Origin of the sequence: Bartonella sp. AP58NXGY (assembly GCF_042195785.1) — a bacterium.
In the GTDB taxonomy this organism is placed as follows: Bacteria; Pseudomonadota; Alphaproteobacteria; order Rhizobiales; family Rhizobiaceae; genus Bartonella.
The window spans coordinates 113,292-134,725 of the sequence record NZ_JBHIOY010000005.1; the positions used below are offsets into that span (position 1 = coordinate 113,292).

Here is a 21,434-nt window from a genome sequence, read left to right on the forward strand (position 1 = left end):
TTATGCATGATTAACCTCATGGAACACGAGGAAAAAACATTTCCACAGTTGTTCCATGATTGGGTTTTGAGAACAGTAAAAATTGTCCTCCTCTTTCTTCCACCATTGCTTTACACATTGGAAGGCCTAAACCTGTTCCCATAAAAGCGCTATCACCAGATCGTCCATCTTTGCGCTCTACTTGACCATAAGGTTGCAGTGCCTGTATAATCTCTTCTTCGTTCATCCCTATACCATTATCACTCACTGAAATTTTTACACGTTCTTTTCTATAAGAAACGTGAACAATAATCTGTCCACCCAAAGGTGTAAAACGAATAGCATTGGAAAGAAGATTCCATATAATCTGGCGAAACACTTGTTGTGATACAGGAATAAATGGAACGTGAGGTGGAGCAACAATACGCATGATAATGCCGTTCTGATTGGCTTGAGTTTCAAGAAAAGCTATCGTCGCACGTAAACAAGATATAACATCAAATGTTTCAGAAATAAGGGAAGAATCAATCTGGTTATCGGAACCAGAATAATTTATCTTCGAGCACTCTAGTAATTGATTAATCAGCGATAATATATGCTTTCCAGAGGAAATAATATCGCGTAAATATCCATGATAGCGCTCATTTTCTATCGAACCAAAACGGCCTTCTCTCATAATTTCTGCAAAACCAATAAGAGCATTCAAAGGTGTTCGTATTTCATGAACAACTCCAACGATTTTATCCTCTTCTGCTTTTTTTTCTCCTGATCGAACTGTTTGTGTCCTATCACGTAACATAACAGCATAATTGCCTTGCTTTGCCAAAAATACAATCGTTATCAAAACGGTTATATTTTTATGATTTTTTGTCATTAAATCAGCGCTTTCACTGCTATTTAAAACCTGATTTTTCCCCTCTATACGGATTGATTTAAAATATTTTTCAACCAAAGGTCGGCTTTGCAAAGTAAATAATGAAGAGAATGGCTGTCCTCGTAGTTCATTTATTTCATAACTCATTAATGCTAAGGCTGCCCTACTCGCTGATTGAATAAAGCCCTCTTCATCCAACCATAAAACACCATCAGTCGCTGTATCCAACAATGATAAAACTGCAGCGGGCTCTTTTACGAGAGCTTGTTCTATAGCATTTACCGGCAATGTTTGTGTATATGGTAACTGAATAGCTGTTTCTTCAACTAAATTTTCTTCTTTTGCCGATGAATTCAATTCATCACGCAATTGCTCGGCAATCTCACGAAAAGCTGATCGTTCTATCTCAGAGAGACACGGCATTTTCGTCTTCAGCTTTTCATCTCTTTTTTCTTGGACTTTTTTTCGTACTTTTAAAACACCAAAGCCACAAAATCCCTTAAGCTTCTTTTTAACATCAAAAATTGGTAAAGCAGATAACTCAACATCAAGCCATTGTGAACAGCCATCAACAGGCCATTGAACAATCTCTTCATTCCAAGGTACAGCCGCTTCAATAAAACGACTAAGAATCCGATACCGCTCATCATTAAATTGATAAGCAAGATCATGAAAACTACATCCTAAAATAGAGGAAGAGAGAGGCCCAACAACTTCAGCTAACTCTTTTGAAACTTCACAAAATAAACCATTGCTATCAATTTTCCACGTAAAAGGTCGCGGTAAAAGCTCTGGTGTAAAACGAAAAGCTTCTTGCTTACATTTTAATTCATTTGTATTTAACTTCAACTCATCTTCTTTTAATGGCATAACTAAAACTAAAAAAGTATTGGATTTACTCTCAAACGAATAATGCTAATCTTTTACAAGTACCTTCTCTGGTTACAATACTCTGACATCTTGTATCAATTGTCTGTAGCAAAATTTTGACTGCTTCACCAACAAAACAAAAATAAAAAGAATTCCCCAACACTGTTGCTTATTCACCTATTAAGGTAACAAGATTTGTTACCTTAATAGGAACAGGATCCTCACATAAAATAGTCACCCAAAAAAGAATACACTTAATTTTGCGCATTCATGCGCCTGTTTTAAAGAGATATATCCCACGATCCCCAAACTTATTTACGACGTCCCCCATAAATGGTGCGCTATAAAGATCACCATAGAAGATATCAAAGCATTGTGTATTACCATTTTATTCTTACGCAAAAATTAGCCAGCACCATCATTATACTTTCCAGCTCCTCATGTTGCCAATAGTTTTTGGCATTTGAATGCCCTCATCAGAGGCATTTAAATTTCTTTTTTAAATGTTTTTTACCCATACGCTAACTTAACTTATGATATACAAAAAAATGGTTTTGACTATTCAACATGGAATAGATTTGAAATGAAAAAATCTTACGATATTGGAGACTTTTATTCACAAAAATAATGATAAACTATCATTATAAATCAGTATATTACATGATAAAAGTCCGAAATTAAAAATTTCTTTTTCAAATAAAGTCTCGTAAGAATATCTTTCTTGCACTGATAGTATCAAATGATAATAAATTCAGCGTAGCGCTTTAAAGCACCCAACGCAACAGACCTTGTATATTGGACACTCTTCTTATGATACTCTCCATAATCGCCCAAAGACCTTTTTTTCATTAAAATCGAGACAGAAAAAAACAAAAAATACATCACCACACTATTTTACTCAAGAATCTCTCTGTAAATAGAATAGAAAACAAACATCATCGGTCTTCATATAAAGATTTGTTTAATTTCTTTACATTCCAGATCATTGAGAAATATTAAAAATATCTTACAATCTCCTTTGATATCAGCCTGTTTACCTCATTAGCAATTTTAATACAAAAAATCACTTTTGCTTTATGACTCTCTACTCAATTTTTTAATATTATGATAAAAAATAAATACGTGTAGCCCATTTTCTCTGAAAAAATAAAACAAGCACATTTAAATAATGACTGTCAGACATTTTAAAAATTGCCCATTTTAAAATGTGCTTGTTTATTTCCCTTCATTGAGTAGAATTTCACGTTTTCCAACATGATTAGCGGCTCCAACAATGCCTTTTTCTTCCATCTGTTCGACAAGAGAAGCTGCTTTATTATAGCCGATTGAAAGTCGACGCTGAATATAAGACGTTGAACATTTTCTATCACGCATAACAATCTTTACAGCTTGATTATAAAGTCCCTCACTCTCTTCATCAAAATCTTCGTCCTCAGAAAGTCCAACCGTTGAATCAGCAGAAGCATCCTCTTTGTTATCGTCTTCATTATCCGTTACCGTTGCTAAATAATCAGGTTTTCCTTGCATTTTAAGATGTGCAACGATGGATTCAACTTCTTCATCAGAGACAAAAGGGCTATGAACGCGCACGATGCGCCCACCACCTACCATATGAAGCATATCCCCCTGACCTAAAAGCGTTTCAGCACCTTGTTCACCCAAGATCGTACGACTATCAATTTTTGAGGTTACTTGAAAAGAAATGCGGGTAGGAAAGTTCGCTTTAATTGTCCCTGTGATAACATCAACAGAAGGACGCTGCGTTGCCATAATAAGATGAATACCTGCCGCACGCGCCATTTGCGCTAAGCGCTGAATGGCATTCTCTATTTCTTTCCCTGCCACCATCATAAGATCAGCCATCTCATCAACAATCACAACAATATAAGGAAGCTGCGTGAGATCCATGGCTTCTTCATGATAAAGCATTTCCCCTGTTTCCTTATCAAAGCCCGATTGTACAGTACACATGATCGTCTCGCCTTTTTGAGCTGCAAGTGCAACGCGTGCATTAAAACCATCAATATTACGCACACCTAACTTAGCCATTTTGCGATAACGTTCTTCCATTTCACGAACCGCCCATTTTAAAGCTGTTACTGCTTTTTTAGGATCTGTTACAACAGGTGTTAAAAGATGTGGTATGCCATCATAAACAGAGAGCTCTAACATTTTAGGATCAACCATGATCAAACGACACTGCTTTGGTGTCATACGATAAAGAATCGACAAAATCATTGTATTAATTGCAACAGACTTTCCTGATCCTGTTGTTCCCGCAACCAATAAATGAGGCATTTTTGCTAATTCTGCAATGACCGGTTCACCATTAATCCCTTTCCCCAAAGCAAGAGCAAGTTTAAATTCACTTTCACGAAAAGAACGTGTTTGGATTAATTCCCGTAAATAAACGGTTTCACGAACCGCATTGGGTAACTCAATCCCGATAACATTACGTCCAGGAATGACAGCAACGCGTGTAGAAATAGCAGACATAGAACGTGCAATATCATCAGAAAGATTAATAACGCGCGATGACTTTACACCCGCAGCAGGCTCAAATTCATACATTGTAACCACTGGCCCTGGATGTACATGGATAACTTCACCCTTAATACCAAAATCTTCCAAAACACTTTCCAAAAGTCCAGCACCGCGTTCTAATGTTTCCTGAGGAATCATCGTACCTTCATGAAAAACAGGTTTCTGTAATAAACTGACCGGAGGAAACTCATAAACATCACAGTCAACAGAGTGCATATTTTGCACAAAAGCAGAATCATAATTGCCTAATGGCGCGCGGCTAGATTGGAATATTTTAGTTTTAACGTTTGCTTGCATCACAGACAAATCTTTTGAATTCTTTGTGACATCTTTTGTTACACAATCAACGGTATTATTAGCGATAGTATTATTGCTATTTTCAGTCTCTATACGAGCCCCAGCACCGCTTAACGCCTCAGTATTGTTTAACGCTTCTGCATCACTTTGCGTATGGATACAATCTTCAACAGAAAGCTTAGAATGATACTTTTTAGCCGTATCATTATTTGTATGCATTAAATCAGAAATTTGCTCAACACCTCGCATCCTTTCTGCTGGAGATTCTGATGTAATTGAATCATAGAGTTGTGGAAAGCGGTATTCAAGAACACGATAAAGAGCAGTTATTGACTCATCAAAGGCAGAAGGAATATGAGGTGTAATTTCATTTTTTGTGTCAATCGATGCATCCTCTTTTGAAGTTTGAGTATCCACATATTCAAATATCAAAGATTCACACTCAAAAAATGCATCATTGGAAAGGTGCAAAGCAGGATTCATTTTTTGTAGCACATTTTCTCCTGGTAATTTATGTTCTTGTTTATCCTCCTTAAGCGGAATATTTGCTGGTGACATACCAATAGTTTGTCGTGACAACTGCTGTAAAACTGTTGAATGACAAACTGACGTTTTATTCTCTATTGATTGAGGATTAATGACTTTTTTTGTCGATAGAACATTTTTCGTTTTCTTGTTACAGCGTACAATATCTGTAATTTGTTTTTGATCTTGCTTCGTAAAAATTTTAAACTGTTTTGCAAAAATTGGATCTGTTTCTATACGACGACGCAAAATTTCAACTTCTGGGGTACGCGTAAAACGGACGTTTTTTCCGAGGGTAAATGCCTTTTTCCACACTTCCGGATAAGGAAATATCTCGGTAATCTTAATAGATAAATCTTCTCTTGATGCACCTTTTGTACCATCATCAGAAAAAGAAGATGTAGAAATAGATTTTGTTTTCGAATTATGCATGGCACCCAACAAATTTATAGCAATGAGAAAAATAATCTTTTCAAAAAGAATTCATAGAGACTATCGTATGAAGGTTAATAACCTTTTGCTGATAGCTACTTTTCAATAAAAAAAATAATGCCATAATGCATATTCATAATGTTTTTTCTTCCTATTTACGACGTAAATTGCCCAGTTTATGGTGTCATAGAGCTCGTATTTCATTTGTTTTGAAGACAACTTCATGATAAAAAAAGCTTCAAGGAAATTGTCTATACTTCTCTTTCTCTCCCTTTTCATAAAAGAAATTAGTCTCAATAACACAAATGGTTATATAAGCATTGCTCTATTAAATTCTCCATGCTCAATTACCATAATATAATCTAGTTTCTCGCGTTTTTATAAGATTACCCTTGTTATCCTCGTTTAAAAAGGCTTAGACTAAGATAATCATAATGACATAAACACAAATAGAAAAAAGGGAGCGAATTATGTTTAACAAACGGAAATTTTATATCAATGGTCTATGGGATGATCCAAGCACTCCTCACGACTTTGACGTCATTAATCCATCAACAGAAGAGGCTTGTGCTGTCATTAGCCTTGGAAGTACAAAAGATGCCGATAAGGCAATTAACGCGGCTAAAGAAGCGTTTCAAAAATGGAAAACAACATCACCAAGCGAGCGTCTTGGATTCGTTGAAAAAATTCTAGAGATCTATGAAAAACGTTCCAAAGACATGGCAAAAACCATTTCAATGGAAATGGGAGCACCAATTGATATGGCGCTTAATGCCCAAACTGCAACCGGAAGTTCCCATATTCGCAATTTTATCGAAGCTTATAAAGAGTTTTCATTCCAAGAAACTTTAATAAAGGGAAATAAGCAAGCAATCCTTCACTACGATCCTATCGGCGTTGTAGGATTAATTACGCCATGGAATTGGCCCATGAATCAAGTAACGCTTAAAGTTATTCCTGCTCTCTTGGCTGGCTGTACCATGGTGTTAAAGCCCTCTGAAATTGCGCCTCTTTCTGCTATGCTTTTTGCTGAAATTTTAGATGAAGCAGCACTTCCAGCCGGTGTTTTTAATTTAATCAATGGTGATGGTGCGACTGTCGGCTCTTACCTCTCTGCACATCCAGATTTAGAAATGATCAGCTTTACTGGTTCAACCAGAGCAGGAAAAGATATTTCGAAAAATGCCAGCGCAACTTTAAAAAGAGTCTGTCTGGAACTTGGGGGAAAAGGAGCGAATATTATTTTTGCTGATGCCGACTCAGATGCTATTCAACGTGGTGCACGACATTGCTTTTATAATAGTGGACAAAGTTGTAATGCACCGACTCGTATGCTTGTGGAACAGAGCATCTATGACAAAGCCGTAAAAATAGCTAAAGATATTGCAGAAACAACAAAAGTAGGACCAAACTACCAAGAAGGAAATCATATTGGTCCTGTCGTTTCAAAAAAACAATACGATAAAATTCAAGAACTTATCCAATCGGGAATTGATGAAGGTGCAACTCTTGTTGCAGGCGGAATTGGTTTACCAAAAGGAATGGAACGCGGTTATTATGTTCGTCCAACAGTCTTTGCTGATGTAAAACCTCATATGCGTATTTTTAAAGAAGAAATCTTTGGTCCAGTTCTCTCGATTCTTGCTTTTAGTACAGAAGAAGAAGCCGTCGCTTTAGCCAATAACACTGAGTATGGTCTTACAAATTATATTCAATCACAAGATCGCAACAAATGTCGTCGTATTGCAGCACAAGTACGCTCTGGTATGGTAGAAGTTAATGGACATGGGTTACCCAGTGGAAGCTACTTTGGAGGTGTAAAATTTTCTGGGCGCGCCCGTGAAGGGGGACATTGGGGAATTAAAGAATTTCTTGATAGTAAAGCAATTTCATACTGGTAAGAGAATCTTATTAAAAACTTAATAGGAATCGTATGGTAATACAGAAAATAACGGATGAAGGTGCTCTTGGGCAACGTCTTGACCAGTGGCTCGCAAAACAATACCATAATGTGCTCTCACGTTCACGTTTGCAAGCCCTCATCCATGAAGGCTGTCTTAAGATTGATGGTCTTCTCATAAAGGAACCAAAAACAAAATTAAAAATTAACCAAATAATTGAATTGGCAATGCCTGATCTTCGTGATGCAGAACCTAGCGCTGAAGCTATCGCATTGGACATCCTTTTTGAAGATGATCATATCATCGTTATTAATAAACCAGCTGGTCTTGTTGTTCATCCTGGGAATGGCAATTGGACTGGTACGTTGGTTAATGCTCTTATTTACCACTGTGGTAATAGTTTATCTGGTATAGGTGGTGTTAAACGCCCTGGCATTGTCCATCGTCTCGATAAAAATACAAGCGGTGTTATGGTTGTTGCAAAAAATGATCTTGCCCATAAAAGTCTTAGCGCTCAATTTTCTGATCATGGACGTACCTGCGCATTAGATCGACGTTATCATGCCTTGATTTGGGGGGCACCTCAGCGCAATGTCTGGACAATTGATGCATCACTTGGTCGTTCGCCCCATAACCGAACAAAGCAAGCTGTTATTCATAGCCAAAATCCTTATGCTCGTCATGCTGTTACACATGTTTCTCTGCTTGAAAAATACGGTACTCATCCAGACTCAACGTCTTTTGCTAGCCTTCTGGAATGTCGCTTGGAAACCGGACGTACCCATCAAATCCGTGTTCATATGGCTCATATCGGACATCCTCTCGTAGGTGATACGGTTTATGGAAATGCTTTTAAAACAAAGTCAAATACCCTTAATCCCATTATTAAAAATGTAATAGATCAATTCAACCGACATGCACTCCATGCTGCAAGTCTTACTTTTGAACATCCTTCTACCGGTAAAGTTATGTCGTTTTCCACACCGCTGCCTCAAGATATGGCTAAACTTATTAAGCATTTTAAAAAAATGAATTGAAACTTTTCTCCTTCTCAAGATTTGACAATAAAATATCTTTTTTTGAACAAAATTCAAAAATATGCTAAAGTGAGGTTACAAGGGTAGTTCGCTATCTGAAACAGAGAATTTGCCTTATCAGGGAATTCAGACAAAAGGAGGGTGCTATATGGCCCATATGAATTTGTTATCAGTAATAACAGGCGATGGCGGTTTAAATCGTTACTTAGAGGAAGTCCGTCGTTTTCCAATGCTTGAACCAAAAGAAGAATATATGTTAGCTCAGCGTTACCGTGAGCATAATGACTTAAAAGCTGCGCATAGGCTGGTAACCAGTCATTTGCGTCTCGTAGCTAAAATAGCGATGGGATATCGCGGCTATGGACTCCCCATTGGAGAAGTCATTTCAGAAGGTAATGTTGGACTCATGCAAGCTGTTAAACGTTTCGAACCAGAACGGGGTTTTCGTCTTGCAACCTATGCAATATGGTGGATTAAAGCATCAATCCAAGAGTATGTATTGCGATCTTGGAGTTTGGTGAAAATGGGGACAACAGCCAATCAAAAGCGCTTGTTTTTCAACCTTCGTAAGATAAAAAGTAAACTTCAAGCCCTTGATAGCGGTGATCTCAACGCAGAACAAGTAAAAGAAATTGCAACCCAGTTGAATGTTACGGAAGATGAAGTTGTTTCAATGAATCGTAGGCTTGGTGGTGACGCGTCACTCAATGCACCGATTCGGACAAAAGAAGGGGAAAACAGTGAGTTGCAAGATTGGTTGGTGGATGAATCTAACGATCAAGAACAAATTTTAATTGAAAAAAGTGAATTGGAAAATCGTCGTTCTATGCTCATAAATGCCATGGACAATCTGAATGAACGCGAAAAACGTATATTCAAAGCGCGTCGTTTAAACGATATTCCACTAACCCTAGAAGAACTCTCTGGTGAATTCAACATCAGTCGAGAGCGAGTAAGACAAATTGAAATGCGTGCATTTGAAAAAGTGCAAAATTTCATCAAAGATTCTGCTTTATCTCAAGCTCAAGTATAAAATTCTAGAATTCAAGTATAAAGCCAATTGTTTGCACATTCTTAAAGTAAAAATGAAAAAAGGCATATATTGGCTTTATACGGGTAAATTAGCCTATCTAATTTTTTGAGTTATTGATGTATAGGCTTTGCTGAGCGCATTTGGTATAATTGATAGAAACAGATATAGAGAATTCTCCACAACCTTTTATTTTTCCGCATCTATGTTTTATTTTTTTGACCAAGGACTGTTAATTTATCTTGTTGTGTAAGCCATTGTCCAATAACTTCATCAAAAATAGACTCACCGTTTGGTCCTTTTGCAAAGGTTAATTCATTTATACGTCCGTTTTTATCTGTTAACACCAAACGCATCCAATCTAATTCTCGCATCAATTGTAAATTTTGATCAAGAAAAGGATGATGACCACTCAATGCAACAAGAAAAAAGTCATCGTTAATCTTTGCAGCAATGGTTCTTTTTAAAGGCTGCCCAATGGATTGTTCACTTGCTTTAAAGGTTAATGCTTGAACATTGCTTATAGCTTTACCTGAAAACTTATCAGAAAGAATAAAAATAAGGTCCATAATATACGCAGCAGGAAATGACCGATCGGTATTACGACGTAAAATTAACCGTAATGATACCCCTTCATCGGGAATTGTTATATCACCTTGTATAGCGGTTTCTTCTGGCCCCCCGTCCTTCACATGAGGCTCCTTTATAAGCGTCCAGCGAGCGCTCCCTGTTGCTATCTTTTCTGCATCATAATTTGTACGCGCTTGATAAAAAACAGCTTCCCCCGATTTTTCAAGCGATTGCAAATTTCTGGCAACAACTGTTGAGATTCCTTCTTCATCCGAAGAATCTGTCGCTTGTTTTAAACCAACATCAATTTCACTCCCATCCTCTAATAAGCGTTGTGTTAACTTTCTCTTAATCGAAAGTGCCTTTGGGACTCTGTGAGAAGCTTGAAGATTTTCTCCCAACAACTGATGATCATTTGATATAAATACACGCTCACCAACAAAAAAAATACCAACCGTTAAAACAACAATACTAATAACAGAAACAGCACTTATCACAATACGCCTTTGCACCAGTGATTTATTAGCGCGGCGTAAAGCCTGGGAAAAAATATGCGAAACAATATGCGGATTATCTTCCTGCGAGGGAGAACCCTTTAACGTACAGCTATTAACATGCTGAGAAGAGAAATAAGCCCCCATATTAACAGGCTCTGCATCTGGTATATCTGATACATAAGGCTTATCAAATACTTTATTATCTTTTGAACGTGCAACAAAATCCTGCTTTCTTTTTATGTTTACCACTGAAAATTCATTATTCTTTGGTAATATAGCTTTTTTTGTAACTTTCTTATCTTCATTTATATTTTTGGGATTCCACCCAATAACTGAAGAAAGCAATTTCTTTTCAACTACTAAATATTCTTCTTCAACGGTTGCGATAGAACTTCGAAGAATCTTTCTTTGTTCATCCGCTATTGCTTGTGGGATTTTTGCTATTACAAATTGATGTTCTAGTGTTTCGATAGCCCGCTTATAAATCCGCTTGCGCACTTGTGGTGTAATATTATTTTGTGCATTAATTGTCTTTTTTAAGATTCCAACGAAATCTACCATTTCCTCTATAATCTCTCTTAAACTGAGAAAAAATCAATAGTAAAGCCAAAAAACTTTATTTTAGCCTTCTAAATTGGTTGTCATTTAATATTGGTACAACTATCGCAATAATGTAAAATGAATATGAAAAATAAACAATGCTATTTTGCACCTTTCTCTTACGTGCTCTTAAAAACTTTTTTGTAAAAAGATACAAAAACGAACAGAGAACATATATAGAAATCTAAAAACAATCATCAATTTGCAAAGGGATCTGTAATCAGAATAGTATCTTCACGCTCTGGACTCGTGGATAATAAAGCTACTTTTGTATTAATCCGTTCTTCAATATAGCGTATGTATTTAACAGCCTGCGCAGGTAAATCTTCCCACGTCAGCGCATGTGCTGTTTTTTCCTTCCAACCTTCTAATGTTTCATAAACAGGCTTCACCCGAGCTTGAGCTCCCATGGAAGAAGGTAAATAATCAATCCTTCTACCATCAAGCTCATAACCAATACAAATTTTTATTTCATCTAAACCATCCAAAACATCAAGTTTTGTCAATGCTATCCCTTGCACACCGCAAATTGTTACCATCTGACGTACTAAGACAGCATCAAACCAACCACATCGACGCTTTCGACCCGTTACAACACCAAATTCATGTCCACGCACTCCCAGAAATTCACCAATATCATTTATTTGCTCTGTCGGAAACGGCCCTTCTCCAACGCGTGTAGTATAAGCTTTTGCAATACCCAAAACATAATGAATTGCACCAGGTCCCATCCCTGAACCTGTACATGCCTGCCCAGCAACTGTATTCGATGACGTTACATAAGGATAAGTTCCAAAATCATTATCGAGTAAAGCACCTTGCGCACCTTCAAAAAGAATGTGTTTCCCTCCTCGATACCCTTCATCTAAAAGACGCCACGTACAATCCATAAAGGGTAAAATTTTATCCGCGACTTGCATCAATTCATCATAAAGTGCTTGAGAATCAATTTCCACAACACCCATTCCACGACGCAAAGCATTATGATGCCTCAAAAGCCGCTCAATCTTAGCCATAAGCGTATCTTTTTCTGCTAAATCCATCACTCGGATAGCACGACGTCCTACCTTATCTTCATAAGCCGGTCCAATACCACGCTTTGTTGTACCAATCTTTAAACCAGATAAACCGCTTTCTCGAATTGCATCAAGGTCACGATGCAAAGAAAGAATCAAGGGAGCATTTTCAGCAATCCGTAAAATTTCTGGTGTAATTTGTACACCCTGATCACATAGTTTTTTTAATTCTGCAACAAAATGATGAGGATCAACAACAACACCATTTCCAATGATTGATAGCTTTCCACGCACTAAACCAGACGGTAAAAGTGATAATTTATAACTCACTCCATCAATAACCAATGTGTGGCCAGCATTATGCCCCCCCTGATATCTTACCACAATATCTGCTCGCTCAGACAACCAATCTACAATTTTACCTTTGCCTTCATCACCCCATTGTGTACCGACAACAACTACATTGGCCATAACTTTCTCCGTCGTGTTTGGTCAAAAAAACCAGCATTCAAAAACAAATGCTTCCTTATAACGAAACCTTAGAGCAAGTGCGACTCCTCATTTCAGATTTTTTTCAATCTTCAAGTGATTAAATTTTACAATTTATGATAATAAAAATAAACAAATACCAAAATATTCTCAATCTGTCATTTTTGCCACAAAAAGCAAAAAGATAGAGATTTTAATTTGTGCTTTACCTAACACCTGACAAAGCATTCATTTTCCCTTCTTTCACAATTCATGTAATATTCAGAAGCCATTTCTCTGACACAAGAATACGAAAGATCATCATAACCTCTCGTATCCTTTTTCTGTTTAAAAAGGCGTTGCAAAAATCGCCAGTAATTATTTAAAGCTGAGCTTTTTCAACTTGGAACGCCCATTCAAGCCATTGTGTTAAAATTTCAAGATCGGAAGCCTCAATTGTTATACCCGCCCAAATTCGAAGCCCAGGAGGAGCATCTCGATACGAACCGATATCATAAGCGACCCCTTCCTCATCAAGACGATTCACAACCGCTTTTATAAAAGATATTCGCTTTTCATTATCCAAAGCAGTAATCACTGGATCCACAATATCTAAGCAAATGGATGTGTTAGAACGCATTTCAGGATCTTTTGCCAAATATTCTAACCATGGTGTTTTGCGAATAAAAGCATCAAGTACAGAAAAGTTTTTCTCAACCCGTGCTCTTAATGCCGCTGCACCTCCTAGAGACCTTGCCCACCTCAACCCATCAAGAAAATCTTCAACACAAAGCATAGAAGGCGTATTGATTATCTTTCCTTTAAAAATATCTTCGTTCAACTTTCCATTTTTCGTCATACAGAAAAGCTGCGGCATAGGCCAAGCTGGAACATGATTCTCAAGCCTCTCAACAGCACGAGGACTTAAAATCACCATACCATGTGCTGCTTCACCTCCCAAAACTTTCTGCCATGAAAACGTCACAACATCTAATTTTGAAAAATCGAGATATTGCGCAAAAGCAGCAGATGTTGCATCACAAATGGTCAATCCAGCCCGCTTATCCGGAATGAAATCCGCATTAGGAATACGCACACCAGAAGTTGTCCCATTCCATGTGAAAACAACATCACGATCAAAGTCAAGTTGTGTTAAATCTGGTATTTCACCATAAGGGGCTTCAAAACGACGCACATCAGAAAGCTTTAATTGCTCGACAACATCTTTATTCCACCCTAATCCAAAACTTTCCCACGCCGCCATATCAATGCCACGCTCACCTAATAAAGACCACAAAGCGGCCTCAACAGCACCGGTATCTGAACCAGGCATAATTCCTATACGATGATCAGAAGGAACTTCAAGAATCTCACGGGTTAAATCAACAACTTCAGCAAGTTTTAATTCTGCTTCTCTCGATCTATGCGAACGCCCTACTAATGCATTTTTAAGAGTTTCAAGACTCCAGCCAGGTCGTTTACTACAAGGACCTGAAGAAAAATTAGTATTATTAGGACGACTACTTGGTTTTTGTAACATTATCATTATTTCTCCCCTTTTAGATGACTTGCTTTCTTTATGATGACTTGTTCTCTTTATAAAGAAAAACAAATTACTATAAAGACTACTCAATAGCCTCTTTTTAAAAATCCAAAATGTCTTCTATTTATTTCGTAAGCTTAAAATTCACGGAAACTTTGTAAAAAAATCTTTTTTAATCATGCTGTTAGATTGATTCTTTTATTTTTTTTCGTATCACCACCACGATAAGAATAGCATTCTGATAACAACACACTAACGTATCATAACATACCTATCAAGTTTATTTTATAATAAAAATTCATTGATAACTCTCTAGAATAGGGAGATAAACTTATTAAAAAATCAATTATTTTTCTTTTGATGACTGGACAGAGAAAATTTTAATGTTATAACCACAAACACTTTACATGTTTTATGAAGCATGCCCAGATAGCTCAGTAGGTAGAGCAGCGGACTGAAAATCCGCGTGTCCGTGGTTCGAATCCGCGTCTGGGCACCACTTTTTATTTTTATTAAACATAACTTACTGGTTTTCCAAATGTTTTTTGTAATGAGGGACTCCCAAATATAAAGTGAGGGAATATGGTTTTGCAATATGTTCTCAATTATTGCAAATCAGAAGTTCTTTTCGGGGTGGTTTTTTAGCAAAACCAGAGGTCCAAAGGGTCTCTAATTCTAAAAAGTCAAAATCTTTAAAGATCTCTCTCATTACAATCATTCGACCTCAAAACAGGTATTTCTTCAATATTAAAAAAACAATATCCTTTAAGATCATAAGAAAAAATTTAATCTCCTAGCAAATATGTTGAATCAAGAGAAATGTATCACAATTATAAAATCTGATTATCTATAAAGTCTGATTATCATTATCTCTCCTCCCTCAACAAAGAAACTCTCCTTCAATGTACTAATGTATTATATTCGACAGACAACGTAATGATATTAGAGAAAAGATTTTCTTATACTCTGTTATTTGTAACTCAACAAAATCCCCCATCACTGATTAAACTTCAAATCCAATTGAAAAATGGACACAAAATGGTGAAGTATAAAAGTTAAAAGAACATGGATCACACAGACTTTAACGAATAAGAAAATTTCTTCCCTGAAATCACTTTTCAAAAAATTTATTTGTTAGGAAAATAAGAAATAATAGAGCGAAAATACATTTTATAAAAAATGCACCTACGCATTCTCACTTGTAAAGAAAAGGCTCTTTGAGTATGAACTTAAAATAGTTTATTATCAATGGCAGATTGGAAAAACTTGGACTTTTCTCACAGCACCGTGAAGCGAAAAAACTGTAGAAACACAAGGTTTTCTCTCATCCGTCATGAGAGAAAATTTTAATCATACATCTAAGTTCTGTTTTTAAAAACCTATCTTCTTGCCTTATCTAAAACATGAGACAATACATTCAATCATCAGTATTATACATCGCCATATTCAAAACGAGTACCATAAAAAAATGAAACATTGGTCTACTTTTATTGTCCTTTTTCGAATAGTCCCTCGAGTGCGGCATCTCGTTCTTTCATCACTTTTTCTAATTCTGCAACGACCTTTTTATACAATTTCGAACGCTTCGAAAAAGAATAACAAAGCGTAATGATTGCTATCTGAAAAAAACAACTAATAATTGTATTTATGAAAACAAACAGTATCATAAGAGCCATCATTTTTCTCTCTATTTTTGTACTGAAAAAGCTTTATCTCGCTGCTGAAGAGTGTCTTCTAATTGCCGAAGTGTTTTTTTCAATTTCTTCGTCAATCGTATGTGTAAAATTAAAATAATCGGGATAGCCATAAAACAACAGATCAAAATAAATAGGCTTAAAATACATATAAAAGTAAGAATATCAAACTCTCTGACCCCATCCAATACTTGAATAATGGACTCATCCAATATCTGGGTAATGACCTCATCCAACATCTGGATAACAGAGCCTACAGCCATATTTATAACAAATATGCAGAAGATTATTTTATAGTCCTTCGATGAAAGCGCCATAGCTTCTTTAAACGCTAAAACTTTAGATTCTTTGTTAAAGGTTGAAGAGACTCCCGAAATTTTATTATCTGTATTTTGAAGTGTCTCATGCAATGGTTGTGTTTCTTGTATTGTCATATTGATCTCATTTTTTTCCTTCATTTTCGGAACCTGTTTCTCTTGCTTCTCCATACCTTTTCTATCTATCTCTTTCCGCTTTTTGACAGTTTCTGTTACACAAAAACAAAGACTCCCTATAATAACCGTAACAGATATGATGAGTACTATTGCAAATCCCACCGTTCATTCCTTTTTCAATGGAATCGTTGTTCATCATCTCATGCATTCCCCCTCATTTGCATCAAGGAACAACTTTCTATTTCTTTATCGAGATATTTTCTCCAGATTTTGAAGCCTGTTGTTTAAACTATCAACTTCGTGATTGAGCCTTTCAAGTTCTTTATTGAATCCATCAACATGTCCATGATGTTCAGAAATCACTTCTAAATGATGCGATGACTGAGATTGATCCTTAAGCTTATTGGCTGTGTCTAACTCTCGAAAGGCTTCTGTTCTTTTCTCGACATGTTTAAATAGAGTCAAAACCTTCTCGATCCGCTCAAAAACCGCAGCATTGCGTTCTAGAGTTGTTTGTTGTTTGGCATATTTTTCAGCAATGCCAAATAGAGTTCCTGCTGTTCAAGAGCTATTCTCTTCAAATCCTCTACGGCTACCCCTAATAACTTCATTGTATCGTTCCATCCCCGTTCAGCATTTGCTTTTTCAAACTCGACTGAATCCAACTTTTGAACAGCACCATCGCGTTCCTTGAACGTATTGGGAACAAAATAATTTATCTACCCCACTATAGCCATATGAGGCAGATACAAGATACGTATATAAAAATATGATAAGCAATAAGCATTCCCTAAATAGATTTTTTTGTAAACATCTTTCCATTTTGTCTCTCAACACAACAATTTAAATAGATACATAAATTCATATCAAAAGATTCGTAATGAAATTTATTAAATCTATTTTGAATAATCTACAATAAAAATAAAAAATGACATACCACGAATAGAGTAAAGCTATAAAAACTAATTTATTCAACAGAGTAGTCACAGAGTTTTCTATCTATCTTTATATCTCTAGAGGAGCAATTTAATCATTTATCCGTGACTTTAAAAGAGTTTAATACGTTGCTATAAATACTTCAAAAATGATATTTTGATTAATAATAATATTAACAATACGAATAAACACAACCAATGATATTAAATGATATATAGGCTACTTTTAGGTTTGTTTGCTTGATCAGCCGCAGCAATAAAAAAATTGTGGGTTTTATACAAATTTAAATTTATGCATTTTTTATATTAATATTTTATGCTATTATCTTCAAGTTAATAAGGATCATAGGGGGGTAAACTGTTAGGGTACAGTTTTTTAAACAACCTTTTTAAAGAAAGGTTGATTGAATCAGCGGGAAAAATCAATGAGCAATGCTTAATTTAGAAATAATATATTTCTATATATTATTATCTGTAAGGGGATGCCGTTTTGAAGAAGATGAGAAAATATTTATTATCAATGATAAAATTGTGGAGAAATAAATTGGAGAAATTTTATATTTCTTACAGTACAGTGGATGAAAAAAAGCCAGTAAATAAAATTTAAAATTGACCATCATTCATCATAAGATGAAAACTATAAGCACGCATTTGATTTCCTTGTTTTGCACTATTTTCTTGTTCTGACTATAATATCAGAGAATGTCTTTTATAAGCGCTCTTTTAGGATGTTATATCCATGATCAAAGGAACGATTATCTAGCCTCCATTCAAAATATTCTTTCACAAAAAAATAAGCATCATTTCAGGATAGAATGGGATTCATGTATTTCGTCATGATGTTCCAACACTCACCCGTTCTCGTATAAGAAATTAAATTCTTATCGATAATGATTTGATCAAGATGACCAACCTTACAGATCAATTCTTTTTACTAAAGAAAAGAGAGGGGGGCTGAAAACAACTTTTTAGACATAAATTGATACGGGAAAACAGTCAGAAAAAAATGGGGATTACAAATGTTGATGATTGTCAAAAAAGATATCAAAAAATTACCCAAAACCGATTTATGGATCATTTCTGCAGATTCACCTGATCAGCTAGGACTATGGATCAATGAATGGTGTGTAAAAAATAAACAAGCCTATATAAATTCCGGTTACGTCAATGATATAGCCGTCTTTGGTCCATTTTACATACCTGGAAAAACTGGTTGTTACGCATGTAGCTCATCTGTAGGCAATCTTCCGACAAAAAGCAACCATCTTATTTATGAAGCTTGTGTTATGATTAATAATAACTTCAAAGTTGCTACATTTCCCCTTGTTAATGCTCTTTCAGCCGACATGTGTGCCAACGATGCTCTTAAATTTTTGGGTGGTTATGGAAGCTTTCTTTCTACTGATCACCGCGTAGGAATATGGAGCAGCCAACTTTTCACAGAAAAACGTTCTCTAAAGAAAAATCCTCACTGTAATGTTTGTGGAACAACACAATGAACAGAGCACGCACCCTTGCTCTCACTTATGGATCCTATAATGCTGTCCGCATGCTCATTGGTGTCTACCATGCTATTTTTTTAATGTCCATGGGAGTGAGTCTGGCGCAATTAGCTCTGCTTCAGGTTGTCTTTTCCACCACTATTCTGCTGCTTGATTTTCCCTGCGCTGTTTTATCTGACAGATATCGGCGTAAATATTCCGTTATGGCTGGGGTCTTTATGACAGGAGTATTTTATCTTCTATGCCTTCAAGCTCCCAATATGACAGCACTTATTATTGCGCAAATTCTCTATGCAGCGGGCATTTGCATCATTGTCAGCGCCATTGATGGATGGATTTACCATTCTCTATGCGATAAACACGATTACTTTTCACATTATGCGCATCTTTATCACCAAGTTAATTCTTTCGGGAGTATTCTCAGTGGGATTATAGGCATTGGAACGATTTATTACTCTGGGCAATATTTTATGGGATATATCATCTCATGCCTTATGATGGGATTTATTTTCTTGGTCTTCCTTATTGTTCCTGAAGAAAAGAAATCGGTGATTGAAACACACAAAATAAAGACAATCTTGAACAATGCCAAGGAAACACTCTGGATTTTTCAAAACACCATGGGAGGAGCATGGTTTATTCTCCTCATGTGTCTTTTTAGCGCTGGTATTCAGATTATTTATCATTTCTGGCAACCGATCATACTTTCAGGGGGAAAAATTGATTACCTCAATGGTTCACAAATGTTCGTTTTGATGTGCTGCCATATTGGTGCCTTTTCAGCACAATATTTTTCAAACTTACTGATGTCTAAATATCATGTTCTTGATAAAAAATATAAGAATTCTATAAAATATTTTTCATTCTTGTCTGCTTTGATGTGCCTAGCACTCTATTTTTTTGTTCATAGTCATCAAACGGCTGCATCAGTCTATTGCCTTCTCTTTAATCCATGGATTTATTTGCACGGTACCGGTCGGGGCAAAAAGCTTATTTTTCTCAGAACTTAACCAAAAACAAACACAGCATATTTCTGGTGTTGTCGGTGCTGTATCTTTTAGCGGAAGAATATTTTCAATTACAGTATTAAGTATTATTTCTTTTCTTCCTGCAAAAGTTTCTCCATCTTACTACCTAATATTACCGACCATTACTTTTTTCATGTGTGGTTTAGTTGTCATGAGATGGCTGAAACACTCCCTCAAGTTTCCATGAGAGGAAAACCATAAAATTATCACCAAAAATGTTTTCTTCTAAAAGAGATCTATACTTTTTTAGAGCATTGACACATCTAGCTTTCAACAGTCAACGCATACATAAAGTAACACCTTAATTGATCATGATGATAATATACCAACCTCAAACACCGTAAAATGCTTTCTGTTCAAATCTTTTTTACCTGGAACCAATGACAATTATTTGCTTGCAAATCATCATCGAAGAAAAATGTATAAATAAAAACGATTGAGCAAAAAAGAAATGTCTCTTATGAACGCTCATAGTCAAGGACTGCCACTTTTGCATGCCATATGGGGCAAGAATATTGCGTATCTCTGTTTGCCTAATCTCTGAAACGAGGAACTGCCTAATTTGGGGAGAACATGAAGTTTTAAGGGTGAAAACTAGTTCCCAGCCTTGCCATCTCCTTTTAATTCAGCTTGACAATTTTCATAAATCTCTACGGTCATGTCTTTTTAATAATGGAGATTAGGCATTGCTTCACGCTTGTATTTATTTCTGTTGGGCATTCCACTCCTCATGCAAAATAGCCCCCCAAACCAAAGACACTTGCCTTGCCAATTCACGGAATTTTTTAAAGAGATATCTCTCAAAGAGCACCCAAGCCCATTTCGCGACAATGCCCGTGAACGGTATAACGATAAAGCCCCTATGAAATAATAAAAATCCATTGAGCACGCCATCTTTACACCTATGAAGAGCAAACCAGACCCCATCACACGGGACTTGCCAGCTCGTGGGTGTTGCGCGACAGCCCTTGGCACATGAGACAGTTCATGAGAGGCATTTTTTCTTTGCTCAATCGTTTTTATTTATACGGTTCTCTCCGATTATGATCTGCGAGCAAATAATTGTCATTAGTTCAAGATAAAAAAGATTTGAACAGAAAGAATTTTACGGTGTTCGGAGTTCTAATTTAAGTTAAATAACGAAAAATTATATATAAATCAATATGTTGTTACAGATACAAACAAGATCAACACAGAGATTGCGAAAATAAGAAACAACATGTGCGGCTAATGCAGAGCGCTACGGTTTCACAAATGAAAGCACTGTTTGGTTGGACTAAAGATAAATTGGACTAGAGATAAAATAGCATCGCTTTGTACCAAAACAGCCGATAGAAAATGCCTAGCAATAGAAATAATTAAAAAGCTACAAAAAATTGGGATTGGTAGAAAAGCAAATTAACGCAAACCACTTGAAACAAAATTCCTACACACAATCAACCACTTTTATAATAATAAATGGCGGAGAGGAAGAGATTCGAACTCTCGAGAGCCTTTTGAGCCCTACTCCCTTAGCAGGGGAGCGCCTTCGACCACTCGGCCACCTCTCCAACAGAGAGGCATAAATGGTATCAACAGAAAGTTCAAGACATTTTCGATTTTTTTCCCAAATATCTGAAAATTTTTCTCCTATTGATCCCATAGGGACCAAAAGTTAA

The 21,434-nt window shown here is 36.2% G+C and carries 13 protein-coding genes, 2 tRNA genes and 2 pseudogenes; 6 read left to right on the forward strand and 11 right to left on the reverse strand.

Annotated features, from left to right (window positions below; genetic code table 11):
- Window positions 1-16 precede the first annotated feature (16 nt).
- On the reverse strand, window positions 17-1,702 hold the full coding sequence (locus ACFINC_RS05130; RefSeq protein WP_375616375.1) for an ATP-binding protein: 1,686 nt from the start codon (window positions 1,700-1,702) through the stop codon (window positions 17-19).
- A 1,236-nt stretch (window positions 1,703-2,938) separates the two neighbouring features.
- A complete protein-coding gene (locus ACFINC_RS05135) occupies window positions 2,939-5,521 on the reverse strand; it encodes a DNA translocase FtsK (protein WP_375616376.1) in 2,583 nt (860 codons plus the stop codon).
- A 470-nt stretch (window positions 5,522-5,991) separates the two neighbouring features.
- On the opposite strand from ACFINC_RS05135, the gene ACFINC_RS05140 reads away from it, so the two are divergent.
- The 3 genes from ACFINC_RS05140 to rpoH all read left to right on the forward strand — a co-directional run bounded on the left by ACFINC_RS05140 (window position 5,992) and on the right by rpoH (window position 9,492).
- A complete protein-coding gene (locus ACFINC_RS05140; protein ID WP_375616377.1) occupies window positions 5,992-7,422 on the forward strand; it encodes an aldehyde dehydrogenase family protein in 1,431 nt (476 codons plus the stop codon).
- A 32-nt stretch (window positions 7,423-7,454) separates the two neighbouring features.
- Entirely contained in the window at window positions 7,455-8,459 is a 1,005-nt protein-coding gene (locus tag ACFINC_RS05145) for an RluA family pseudouridine synthase (protein WP_375616378.1), read from the forward strand.
- Window positions 8,460-8,607: 148 nt separating this feature from the next.
- The gene (gene rpoH / locus ACFINC_RS05150; RefSeq protein WP_375616379.1) at window positions 8,608-9,492 is read left to right on the forward strand and encodes an RNA polymerase sigma factor RpoH; all 885 of its coding nucleotides are present in this window, start codon (window positions 8,608-8,610) and stop codon (window positions 9,490-9,492) included.
- A gap of 200 nt (window positions 9,493-9,692) precedes the next feature.
- On the opposite strand, the gene ACFINC_RS05155 is transcribed toward rpoH, so the two are convergent.
- From ACFINC_RS05155 to ACFINC_RS05165, 3 genes are all read right to left on the reverse strand, one after another.
- Complete coding sequence (locus ACFINC_RS05155; protein WP_375616380.1) at window positions 9,693-11,117, reverse strand: hypothetical protein; 1,425 nt, start codon at window positions 11,115-11,117, stop codon at window positions 9,693-9,695.
- 236 nt (window positions 11,118-11,353) lie between these two features.
- Window positions 11,354-12,643 (reverse strand): adenylosuccinate synthase, encoded by a 1,290-nt coding sequence (locus tag ACFINC_RS05160; RefSeq protein ID WP_375607453.1) that lies wholly within the window; start codon window positions 12,641-12,643, stop codon window positions 11,354-11,356.
- A 379-nt stretch (window positions 12,644-13,022) separates the two neighbouring features.
- Window positions 13,023-14,186 (reverse strand): phosphoserine transaminase, encoded by a 1,164-nt coding sequence (locus tag ACFINC_RS05165; protein ID WP_375616381.1) that lies wholly within the window; start codon window positions 14,184-14,186, stop codon window positions 13,023-13,025.
- Between the two features lie 420 nt (window positions 14,187-14,606).
- Here ACFINC_RS05165 and ACFINC_RS05170 point away from each other — a divergent pair.
- Window positions 14,607-14,682 (forward strand) — tRNA-Phe (locus ACFINC_RS05170).
- 102 nt (window positions 14,683-14,784) lie between these two features.
- Here ACFINC_RS05170 and ACFINC_RS05175 read toward each other — a convergent pair.
- The 5 genes and pseudogenes from ACFINC_RS05175 to ACFINC_RS05195 all read right to left on the reverse strand — a co-directional run.
- Window positions 14,785-14,892: pseudogene (locus tag ACFINC_RS05175) on the reverse strand (DNA adenine methylase); the annotation flags it as partial.
- 778 nt (window positions 14,893-15,670) lie between these two features.
- Entirely contained in the window at window positions 15,671-15,862 is a 192-nt protein-coding gene (locus tag ACFINC_RS05180; RefSeq protein ID WP_375616382.1) for a hypothetical protein, read from the reverse strand.
- 8 nt (window positions 15,863-15,870) lie between these two features.
- A complete protein-coding gene (locus ACFINC_RS05185) occupies window positions 15,871-16,473 on the reverse strand; it encodes a hypothetical protein (protein WP_375616383.1) in 603 nt (200 codons plus the stop codon).
- A gap of 84 nt (window positions 16,474-16,557) precedes the next feature.
- Window positions 16,558-16,776: a hypothetical protein gene (locus ACFINC_RS05190; protein WP_375616384.1), complete on the reverse strand. Its 219-nt coding sequence runs from the start codon at window positions 16,774-16,776 to the stop codon at window positions 16,558-16,560.
- A 38-nt stretch (window positions 16,777-16,814) separates the two neighbouring features.
- Window positions 16,815-16,976 carry a hypothetical protein gene (locus tag ACFINC_RS05195; RefSeq protein WP_375616385.1) on the reverse strand — a complete coding sequence of 54 codons (162 nt, stop codon included), beginning with the start codon at window positions 16,974-16,976 and terminating at the stop codon, window positions 16,815-16,817.
- 1,289 nt (window positions 16,977-18,265) lie between these two features.
- Here ACFINC_RS05195 and ACFINC_RS05200 point away from each other — a divergent pair.
- Together ACFINC_RS05200 and ACFINC_RS05205 are read left to right on the forward strand one after the other, a co-directional pair.
- Window positions 18,266-18,745: a ThiF family adenylyltransferase gene (locus ACFINC_RS05200; protein WP_375616386.1), complete on the forward strand. Its 480-nt coding sequence runs from the start codon at window positions 18,266-18,268 to the stop codon at window positions 18,743-18,745.
- Window positions 18,742-19,963: pseudogene (locus ACFINC_RS05205) on the forward strand (MFS transporter). The gene ACFINC_RS05200 and the pseudogene ACFINC_RS05205 overlap by 4 nt, the downstream one beginning before the upstream one ends.
- A 1,272-nt stretch (window positions 19,964-21,235) precedes the next feature.
- Here the strand turns inward: ACFINC_RS05205 and ACFINC_RS05210 are convergent.
- Window positions 21,236-21,326: transfer RNA gene (locus tag ACFINC_RS05210), tRNA-Ser, on the reverse strand.
- Window positions 21,327-21,434: the final 108 nt, after the last annotated feature.

Bases quoted from the DNA above. Each gene is read 5' to 3' on its own strand.
- ACFINC_RS05135 (WP_375616376.1), bottom strand. From the start codon at position 5,521: ATGCATAATTCGAAAACAAAATCTATTTCTACATCTTCTTTTTCTGAT.
- ACFINC_RS05200 (WP_375616386.1), top strand. From the start codon at position 18,266: ATGTTGATGATTGTCAAAAAAGATATCAAAAAATTACCCAAAACCGAT.
- ACFINC_RS05155 (WP_375616380.1), bottom strand. From the start codon at position 11,117: ATGGTAGATTTCGTTGGAATCTTAAAAAAGACAATTAATGCACAAAAT.
- ACFINC_RS05160 (WP_375607453.1), bottom strand. From the start codon at position 12,643: ATGGCCAATGTAGTTGTTGTCGGTACACAATGGGGTGATGAAGGCAAA.
- ACFINC_RS05145 (WP_375616378.1), top strand. From the start codon at position 7,455: ATGGTAATACAGAAAATAACGGATGAAGGTGCTCTTGGGCAACGTCTT.
- ACFINC_RS05165 (WP_375616381.1), bottom strand. From the start codon at position 14,186: ATGATAATGTTACAAAAACCAAGTAGTCGTCCTAATAATACTAATTTT.
- ACFINC_RS05140 (WP_375616377.1), top strand. From the start codon at position 5,992: ATGTTTAACAAACGGAAATTTTATATCAATGGTCTATGGGATGATCCA.
- ACFINC_RS05180 (WP_375616382.1), bottom strand. From the start codon at position 15,862: ATGATGGCTCTTATGATACTGTTTGTTTTCATAAATACAATTATTAGT.
- rpoH (WP_375616379.1), top strand. From the start codon at position 8,608: ATGGCCCATATGAATTTGTTATCAGTAATAACAGGCGATGGCGGTTTA.